The organism is Micromonospora sp. 4G55 (assembly GCF_016803375.1).
The window spans coordinates 1-8864 of the sequence record NZ_JAEVHN010000227.1; the positions used below are offsets into that span (position 1 = coordinate 1).

Sequence of the window (8864 nt, forward strand, 5' to 3'; positions counted from 1 at the left end):
GGCGGCGCGTGCGGCCCGTCTAGACGGTATGACCAGCCCGGTTGACCGGGCCGGGGCCTCACTCGCAAGTTGACGTGGGCCGCACCGGCCGGCAACCTGTCGCGCCCCCGCCGCCTGAACGAGCGGAACTGGTGGTAGCGCTCGGAACGTGCTCGGTGAGTCATGGGTAGGCCCGGGTAGCTCTGGTCATTGTCGGGCAGCGGTGGGTACCAGGCGTTGCCAGGCGATGATCGCATGCTCGGTGTGTGCTCCGCCGGTCGGAGCAACGGCGGCTGCCAGCGGTGCGCACGGGTGAGCACTCCTGGGCACTCGTGGCTATCCGCTGGCAGGTAAGCTGGGCCATCGCGCCCTCGTAGCTCAGGGGATAGAGCATCGGTTTCCTAAGACGGTGCTCTATCTGCATCCGCAGGCTCATTACCTGCGGTTTCCCCTTTTGGTTCCTTTGTTTTCCGGTCGCACCTGCGCGTTGCTGTGCTCGCTTGCCGAAGATCGGCAGAAGGAACGTCAGCCCTGCTCAGATCACACTCCGGGTGGTTCGGGTGTGTCTAGTGATCGGAGGCCATCATCGGTGTCCGCCATGCGCGTGGTGCGGTGGTAGAGAACCGTTTCGCGGAGTGATGCGTCCTAACTTTGGTCGATGGACGTGGACGATGACCAGTTGTTGCGCCTCATCGGTGAGGGTGACCGCAGGGCGTTCGACGTGCTGCACGCGCGCAACGCGTCATCGTTTGGTGCTAACTCTCCGTCGCCTATCAGGCTGACAGGCCACGTCGGCGTGCGATTAGACGTTGCTCCACAGCAGGTCGTCGATGCGAGGTGCTATCCGCTTTGAGAGCCCTCGCCCCGCCCGTCAGCGAGCGAGCCGGGATGCCTCGGCGATCGAGTGCCGGCCGGTGACGACGAATCCGTGACTGTCAGCGCTGCCGAGGAGTGCCCCGGTGTAGGGGCATCCCGGGTTACAGTCTGCTTCATTGCGGTCGAGCGTGCCGGTAGCGAAGTGATGCAGGTGGGCGCCGACGTCACCGATGCCGTTGGGAGCGATGACTGCGGTAAGCAGTTGGAGTGTCTCGTTGGCGGCGGCGGCCATGGAGAAGGCGAAAACGTTTTCGTTGCGGCGTAGCGGATGGTCGCGGTGGAGGCCGGCAATGTAGGACGGGTTGTCGAGTTGGCCGGTGCGTTCGAGGGAGACATCGGCCGGATCGTATTGTCCGAGGCATTCCAGGCAGGCGCGGCCGGGCGCTGCCATGTGTGCGCGCCATTCGGCCCCGCGCATTCTATGGCCGTCGCTGCGGATGAGGATGCCGCCGTCGATGACTGGAATGAGGTGGGCGTAGGCGGCGAGATTGAGTACGGCGCGTGGCCAGGGCCGGTCGACGCAGCTGAACAGCACGTCACAGATGCCCCTATGGATGTCAAGCGGTTGAGCGTTGGCTGGTGTGGCTCGTTGTCTGGACGATGAGTTCGTAGAGTTCCCTGGCGACGTAGCGTTTGAGGCAGCGGATCGCTTCGCGTCGGGTTTTGCCCTCGGAGACGCGCCGGTCGATGTAGGCGCGGGTGCGAACGTCCCAGCGAAGTCGGGCGATGACGATGATGTAGAGGGCGGAGTTCGCTTGGCGGTCGCCGCCTCGGTTGAGGCGGCGCCGTTGGGTCTTGCCGGAGGACATCTCGATCGGGCTGGCTCCGCATAGCGCGGCGAACGACGCTTCGCTGGTGAGTCGTTGCGGGTTGTCGCCGGCGGCCAGGAGCAGCGCCGCAGCGGTGTCGGGACCGACACCGTGACGTTGCAGCAAATCGGGTGTGTGGGCGTTGATGGCATCGGTGATCCGCTGGTTCAGGTCATCGGCCTCGCGGGTGAGTTCGATGATCCAGTGCGCGAGCAGACGCAAGGTGTATGCGGCGGCTGACATCGGGGTGTCGGGCTGGCCGGGGTCGAGCTCGGCGCAGCGGCGGACGAGCTTGGGGTTGCTGAGCCCGGTCAGGGAATCGCGCAGGGTTGGGTCGGCACCGACGAGGATGGCTTTGAGCTGGTTGATCGCCTGTGTCCGCGCCTTGATGGCCGAGGCTTTGGCCAGTTTGAACAGGCGAACGCGCTCGACGTGACCGTCGCTGGTCTTGGCGACGGCGGTGGCTCGGCCGGACAGGACGGCTCGAGCTGCTGCTTCGGCGTCGATGGCGTCGGTCTTGCCGCGGCGGCGACGGTGGGCCTTGTCCGGCTGATTGACCTCGATGACGCCGATTCCGGCGCTCAGCAGGTGGCGAGTCAGCGCGGCGCCGTAGGAATGGGTGCCCTCCACCCCGGCTTGCCGCACTCGGCCGAGTGCGGCAGCCCAGTCCAGCATCGTGCGGTAGCCCTCTGCCGTGGTCGGGAAACTGTGGCTGCCGAGTAGGACGCCGTGGATGCTGACGACTGCGGCGACGTGGACGTCCTTGTGCGTGTCGACACCGAGAATCGCTTCGGGTGAGGTGTCGTCTTGGCTGGTCGTCGGCGGGTGAGACATGCTGGTCACGGCTGTTCGGCTCCTGACGACTCGGGAACGGATGGCCGTCGCCGGGCCGGCAGGGGCGGTCAGGACTGTGATGGCGCCTTGTTAGCGGCAAAGCCCCTATCGGGACACGTCCCGCCGGTCCGGTGGCAGCAAACACCGCCCGGAGGCCGAGTCGACAGATCAAACTCAAGGCACCGAAGGCCCGTCGTAGCGCGGGTCAGACCCGACCCCCGGGCGGCACCTGATCATCCTCACAGTCGTAGCGGGTGGCCATGGCGCGGTGTTGCTTGAGCTGGTTGATGCCGCACTCCACGGCGTGGCGCTGGCGGTAGGTCTCAGGGCTGAAGGCGGGTGGCCGGCCGCCGCGGGAGCCTTTCGCGAGGCGGTGGGCGTCTTGGTCGCTCTTGCTCGGGATGCAGGCCTTGATTCCACGTCGTCGCAGGTAGGCGCGGTTGACCTTGGATGTGTAGGCCCGGTCCGCCAGGACTGCTGCGGGCGAGTCCGGGGCCGACCGGGCCCGCAGCGGGTGACCCGGATGCGGTCGAGGACCGTGGTGAATTGCGGGCTGTCACCGCGGTGCCCGGCCGTGATCACGGTTGCCAGGACCTTGCGGCCCTGTTCACATGCAAGGTGAGTCTTGGTGGTCCACCCGCCCCGCGAACGGCCCAGCGCGTGATCGGCAGGCTCGGTATGGATCCCGCCCGGTGGTTCTTTCTGCCGGTCGCCGTCACGACGGGCGCCGGCCGCGTGTTGATGGGCGCGGCTGATCGTGGAGTCGACGCTGACGGTCCAGTCGATCCGCCCGGCCGCATCGGCCGCGGCTTGCAGCCCGGCCAGGACGCGGGCCCAGGTGCCGTCACGCTGCCAGCGGCGGAACCATCGATACAGCGTTTGCCACGGGGCGTAGTTCGCGGGCACGTCACGCCATGGCGCACCGGTGCGTACCCGCCACCGTATGCCGTCGATGATCTGTCGTCTGGTCCACTTGCACGGTCTTCTCCGCGACAACCACCGCTCCATAAAGCGGGGGGAACTCAGCACGATCTCGATGGTGGTGCGCAGGGCCGTGGAAGCCCAGTCGATTAGCTTGCCGGCGAAGCCCTGGTCGGCGAAACACGTGCCGGATCGGAGTGGCCATATACGTCGCCAGCAGTGTCGATCTGGCGCCATCACGGTCTTGCCAGCTCGCGGCCATCACCGCGACAACGACCAGTAGGCCGAGGGTGTCGGTGTCGATGAACCGCTTGCGGCCGTTAACCTTCTTCCCAGCGTCGTAGCCGTGGGTGTCCCGCCCGACGGTGTCAGCACCCTTCACCGACTGGGAGTCGATGGTCTCGGTCATTACCTGCCCTTCCCGCCAAGCAGTCAATGCTCAGCGTGTCAGGCCAGACCGCTTACACCGATACTCGGAAGTCACGTCATCGTCAGCAGATTGGAGGCTCCGTTCGTGGCCGACCTACCCAGGCCCAGGGTGCGAATCGGTTGAAGCGGTCAGGAGTTCACACCTGCTTGCTGCTGGCTTACCACGAATGGCGGGATTAGGAGTAAACGGGGTACAGCTTCGGTCGTACGATGCACGACCGAAGCTGGACCCGCCTGCGAAGGCTGGATGTCACATTGCCCAGACTCCAAACCCCTTTGGGCATGCAACATACAGATTTGAGCTTGTGGACGGGGGAATCCAAACCCGAGACTCACTCACGGTGTACAATTTATTGTCCGGCAGGTACTTAAACGTGTATGGCTCGAGATTTCCGCTCATGTAGAACGGAGCGCCCGTTCCAATCCACTCGAACTTACTCAGCGGATATCCGGACCAAGTGCCCAGTTTTGCTACGTGTACGTCAGCCGGGTAAGGCCAAAAGGCGTTCCCGTATCCAGCAATCTTAATTGCAGAGCCATTGCACGAGTAACCGGCAATGTCTGCGCTCGCCGGCGTTGCTGAAGCGAAAAGCGTCCCCGCAGCTGCAACGAAGAGGGTGGTGATGGTCATTAAGCTTCTCTTAAGCACTATCTCGAAGCTCCTAACTTAGCTGGACGGCGCGACGTCCAAAGTGACATCGTCCCGCGAGTTACTGGTGGACCGGCTGCCGGCGGACTTAAACCATCGGTGCGCGACTCTCTGGCGGGTACATCATTGGCTCACGGATTAGGTCTTGTCATGAGTAACCAATACTCAACCCGACTTGGTGCCGACCTGCGGCACCGAAAAGTGATCGAAGGCGTCATTAGACCACGACCGGGAAGGCGCGGCCGGCGGGATCCCTCGAAGACGTCGTGGGCGTTGTCAAAGGATCTTGGACGGTCTTCGTGGGTTTGCTGGTCGGGCTGCGATGCGGTCTGGTGGGCGTGAGTGCGTCGGCCAGGCACGGTAGTCGAGGGCTGAGTACAGCCGCTGCCAGTGGTATATCGCGGTTTCAAGGTGGCGATGAACGATCCCGCGGCGGCGTTGTCCCAGCACAGGCCGGTGCGCCCGGCAGGTCACCGCGACGGGGATCCCGTCCGCGGTCAGGTCACCGACCAGCGGGTACATCATTTTGGGGCGATCTCCTTGGCGAAGAACGCCGCCGCCCGACGCAGGATCTCGTTCTCCTGCTCCAGGAGCTTGTTGCGCCTGCGCAGCTCCCGCAGCTCCGCCGACTCGCTGCTGGTGGTCCCAGGGCGGCCCCCCTCCTCGATGTCGGCGAGCTTGAGCCACCGGTGCAGACACGACTCGGAGATCCCGAAGTCCTTCGCGATCGGCGCCTCGCCCTTGCTGGCGACCGCGACCACGTCACGACGGAACTCCGGCGGGAACGCTTTCGGCATGACAGACATCCTTCCAGCGAGGAACACATCCTCACAGGTCAGGAGTCAACCGAACCAGGGGGGCAGACCCACTGGGTGGGGGCATCGGGAAGGCGGCGGACAGGCTCAGGACCTGTTGCAGCGGCGCGAGGACGTGCGGCAGGCCAACTTTCTGGAACTGTTCGTCGACCTGGTGTTGGTGTTCGCCCTGGCCGGGTGGTCAGCCGAGTCGCGCGGGACATCGTCAGCCAAGATCTTGTCGTCAGGTGGCGGGCGATGGCCTTCCTACCGGTGCTGTCGCTGCCGCTGATCTGGTTGAGGATCACAACCGCACACATCACCAGCTGGTTCGACCCCCGCCGCCGAAAGATCCAGTGGGTCGTGCTGGCCAGTGCCTTCGGGCTGCTGGTCATGTCGACATCGCTGCGTACGCGTTCGTCGGCCGCAGGTGGGCGTTCGTGCTGCCGTACGCGATCCTGCAGTGCGGCCGGCCGCCGAATCATGCCTGGCCGCCGGGCGTAACGAGGCCGGTCTCGTAGCCGAAGACCACCGCTTGGACGCGGTCGCGCAGGCCCAGCTTCTGCAGGATCCGGCTCACATGCGTCTTGGTGGTCTGCTCAGCGATGAACAGCGACGCGGCGATCTCGGCGTTCGACAGGCCGAGCGCCATCAGGCGCAGCACCTCCCGCTCACGGTCGGTAAGGCCGTTGAGCGCCGTGGCGCCGGCCGCTCGCCGCGGCCTCGCCTCGACAAAGTTCTCGATGAGCCGGCGGGTGACGCTCGGCGCCAGCAACGCCTCGCCGCCGGCCACTACGCGCACGGCCCGCAGCAGGTCCTCGGGCTCGTTGTCCTTCAACAGGAAGCCGCTCGCGCCGGCCCGCAGGGCATCGTAGATGTAGTCGTCCAGGTCGAACGTCGTCAGCATCAGCACCCGCGGCGTGTGCCCCCCGGTGCGTTCCGGCCCGAGCAGGGCCCTCGTCGCGGCCAGTCCGTCCAGCACCGGCATCCGGACGTCCATCAGTACGACATCAGGGCGAAGGCTGCGGCACCGTTCTATACCGAGCCGGCCGTTTTCCGCCTCTGCGACGACTGTGATGTCGTCCTGCGAATCCAGGATCGCGCGAATGCCAACCCGGATCATCGATTGGTCGTCCACGATCAGCGTGCGAATCACTCGTGACCTCCGATCGGCAGCCGTGCCGCGACCCGGTAGCCGCCCTCGTCGCGCACACCGATCTCCAATGCTCCTCCAACCAGCCGGACCCGCTCGCGCATTCCCGACAGTCCGTGACTGACCCGGCCGGGCGCCTCCATGGGCTCGGCCGCCTGCGCCGCCACGTCGTTCACGACGGACAGAGCAAGATCAGAACCTTCAAGATCAAGGCATATCGTCGTACGGGCGCCGGGTGCGTGCCGGATGACATTGCTCAGCGATTCCTGGATGATCCGGTAGGCGGTCAGGGCGACACTGTCCGGAAGCACCGCCGCCCGTACGGCGTCGGTCCTGCGCAACTCGACCGGCACACCAGCGCGCCCCGCTGACTCGACCAGTTCCGCCAGCCGGCCCAGGTCGGGCACCGGTGCCAGCTCGGCCTCCGCGCTCTCGTCCCGCAGCACGGCCAGCACGTGCCGCATCTCGCGCATCGCCGACCGCGCGCCGGCGGCGATCCGCGCGAACTCGGCCTTCGCCTCTGGGTCCAGGGTCTTAATCCGATATGACGCCGAGGTAGCCTGCATGTGGATCACGGACATGCTGTGCGCGACGACGTCGTGCAGTTCGCGCGCGATCCGGGTGCGCTCCTCAGCGACCGCCCGCTGACTCTGCTCGACTTCGACATCGTGCCGCGCGTCAGCGAGGTCCCGGCGGATCTCGCTCCAGCGGCGGGTCATCAACACGAGACCGAGCACGATCGCAGAGAATGCCGGGTAGATGATCATGATCGTTAGTCCGTCCGTGAAGGACCGGCCACGCGGATCGAGCAGCACCACCAGGGTGAGCAGCAGCGCGCTCGCCCACCAGGTCGTCAGCGCCGCCCGCCGGGTGTTACGGGCGGCGACCAGGCCGACGTGCGCGACCAGGGTGAACATGCCTGGCACCGTCAGCGGCCAGGTCGACTGCGAGTCGGGCGGGATGGCCACCGCGAACACGGCGGTGGCCAGGAACTGTAGTTCCGTCGCCGCCCTCGGCCGGATCAGGATCAGGATCAGCGCGGTGCTCTGCCCGATGCCCGCCACGAATGCGACCAGCGGCGGCACGTCGAACTCCGCGGCGGCCAGCGCCACGTTGAGAGGAAGTAGCACAAGCGCGAGCAGGCCCGCGATTAGCCACCACAGCAGCCACGAGAGTGCCAGCCGGCGCTGCCTGTGGTTCACATCCGCGGGCACCGGCGGGCCATACTCCTGGTCCGATCCCAAGCGCGCCGTCACGCGGCGACCCTACCTAGATCAGCCATGCCCGGCATCCAACTCGAGAGTTATACGACCCCGTACCCGGCGGTGACCCGCAACGGCACCGGAGATCGACGCGCTGGCCGGTACCCCGCGCCCACGCTCCAACGCATGGATCTGACGACTCTGGTCGACCCGCTGATGACGTCGCCGCTGCTCTACCCGCTGCTGGCGGGCCTGAGCAGCTTGGACGCCGTGCTTCCGATGATCCCGTCCGAGGCGGCGGTTCTGGCCGCCGGCGTCTTTGCCCACGCCGACGCGCCGAGTCTGTTGCTGGTCGTCGTGGCCACGGCCCTGGGCGTCTTCATCGGCGACCATCTCGCGTACGGCCTCAGCCGCAGCGTCTTTGGCTCCCGGCTGATGAGGCGTTCCAACACCGTCAGCCAAGCCGTCGCCGCGGCGGGCCGGCAACTCGACCGCCGTGCCGGCCTACTGATCGTGACCTCCCGATTCCTGCCGGGCGGTCGCGTGACGGTGAACGCAGCCTGCGGCACGGCCCGGGTACCGCTGTCCCGGTTCAGCCCGGCCTCGGCGATCGCGGCGCTGGCCTGGGCCGCATACACCGCAGGGCTGGGCTTCCTGGGCGGCGAAGCGTTCGTCGAGAACCCCCTGCTCGGCCTCGCCGTCGGCCTCGGTCTGTCGCTCGCATTCGGGGGCATCATCCAGCTGATTCGCCGGCTGGCCACCCGCCGCACTGTCCGACCGAAGGCTCTGCTGCTCCCGCGCGTCTGATCAAGGAGATGCGCAGCGAAATGTTGACCCCGACGCCCTTTCGAGGCCCAGCCCCAAGGAATGCGCGATGATCGTTTGCAGACCCTGATCTCCACCACCAATCCGACAAGTTGGATACCTCCCTGCTCCCGACGCCGTGACGCAGAGAGATGCCGTTCGTTTGACAGACCCCCGAAGGTGTTGCGGCGACCAGCTGAATCCGCCCTGCGTCCCGCGATCCGAGTGATGAATGACGTCGTTGCAGCTGACCGATGCTGGATGGCCATGTCGACCGCGTCAAGGACCAGCTCGGTGCGCAGGTAATCAGCCATCGCCTAAGGGACGTCTCGTAACTGGGTGGAGGCGTTGCCCGTGGCCCGGGTCAGTGGTCAGCCGGCGAGGATGATGTTGTGGAGGTTGGCGATGCCGGAA

At 66.1% G+C, this 8864-nt stretch carries 6 protein-coding genes and 2 pseudogenes; 1 reads left to right on the forward strand and 7 read right to left on the reverse strand.

The genetic code is table 11. The features are described 5' to 3' along the window. Positions 1-850: 850 nt before the first annotated feature. The 7 genes and pseudogenes from JNW89_RS18935 to JNW89_RS36805 form a co-directional block, all read right to left on the reverse strand. Complete coding sequence (locus JNW89_RS18935; protein WP_238448100.1) at positions 851-1390, reverse strand: hypothetical protein; 540 nt, start codon at positions 1388-1390, stop codon at positions 851-853. 22 nt (positions 1391-1412) lie between these two features. Further along, a complete protein-coding gene (locus JNW89_RS18940) occupies positions 1413-2498 on the reverse strand; it encodes an IS110 family transposase (protein ID WP_238449921.1) in 1086 nt (361 codons plus the stop codon). Between the two features lie 205 nt (positions 2499-2703). Then, a pseudogene (locus tag JNW89_RS18945) lies at positions 2704-3482 on the reverse strand (IS5 family transposase); the annotation flags it as partial. Then, positions 3406-3828 (reverse strand): transposase, encoded by a 423-nt coding sequence (locus JNW89_RS38870; RefSeq protein ID WP_375155116.1) that lies wholly within the window; start codon positions 3826-3828, stop codon positions 3406-3408. The pseudogene JNW89_RS18945 and the gene JNW89_RS38870, both read right to left, overlap by 77 nt. A 1095-nt stretch (positions 3829-4923) precedes the next feature. Beyond that, positions 4924-5294: pseudogene (locus JNW89_RS18955) on the reverse strand (transposase); the annotation flags it as partial. A gap of 478 nt (positions 5295-5772) precedes the next feature. Then, positions 5773-6447: a response regulator transcription factor gene (locus JNW89_RS18960; RefSeq protein WP_238449918.1), complete on the reverse strand. Its 675-nt coding sequence runs from the start codon at positions 6445-6447 to the stop codon at positions 5773-5775. Further along, a complete protein-coding gene (locus JNW89_RS36805) occupies positions 6444-7700 on the reverse strand; it encodes a sensor histidine kinase (protein ID WP_238449919.1) in 1257 nt (418 codons plus the stop codon). Before JNW89_RS36805 ends, JNW89_RS18960 begins: the two co-directional genes overlap by 4 nt. A 132-nt stretch (positions 7701-7832) precedes the next feature. Here JNW89_RS36805 and JNW89_RS18970 point away from each other — a divergent pair, with 132 nt between their 5' ends. Continuing rightward, positions 7833-8453, forward strand: a complete 621-nt coding sequence (locus tag JNW89_RS18970) for a DedA family protein (RefSeq protein ID WP_238449920.1) — start codon at positions 7833-7835, stop codon at positions 8451-8453. Positions 8454-8864 lie beyond the last annotated feature (411 nt).

Excerpts from the sequence above, each read along its gene's own strand:
- JNW89_RS18970 (WP_238449920.1), top strand. The coding sequence starts at position 7,833 with ATGGATCTGACGACTCTGGTCGACCCGCTGATGACGTCGCCGCTGCTC.
- JNW89_RS38870 (WP_375155116.1), bottom strand. The coding sequence starts at position 3,828 with ATGACCGAGACCATCGACTCCCAGTCGGTGAAGGGTGCTGACACCGTC.
- JNW89_RS18940 (WP_238449921.1), bottom strand. The coding sequence starts at position 2,498 with ATGTCTCACCCGCCGACGACCAGCCAAGACGACACCTCACCCGAAGCG.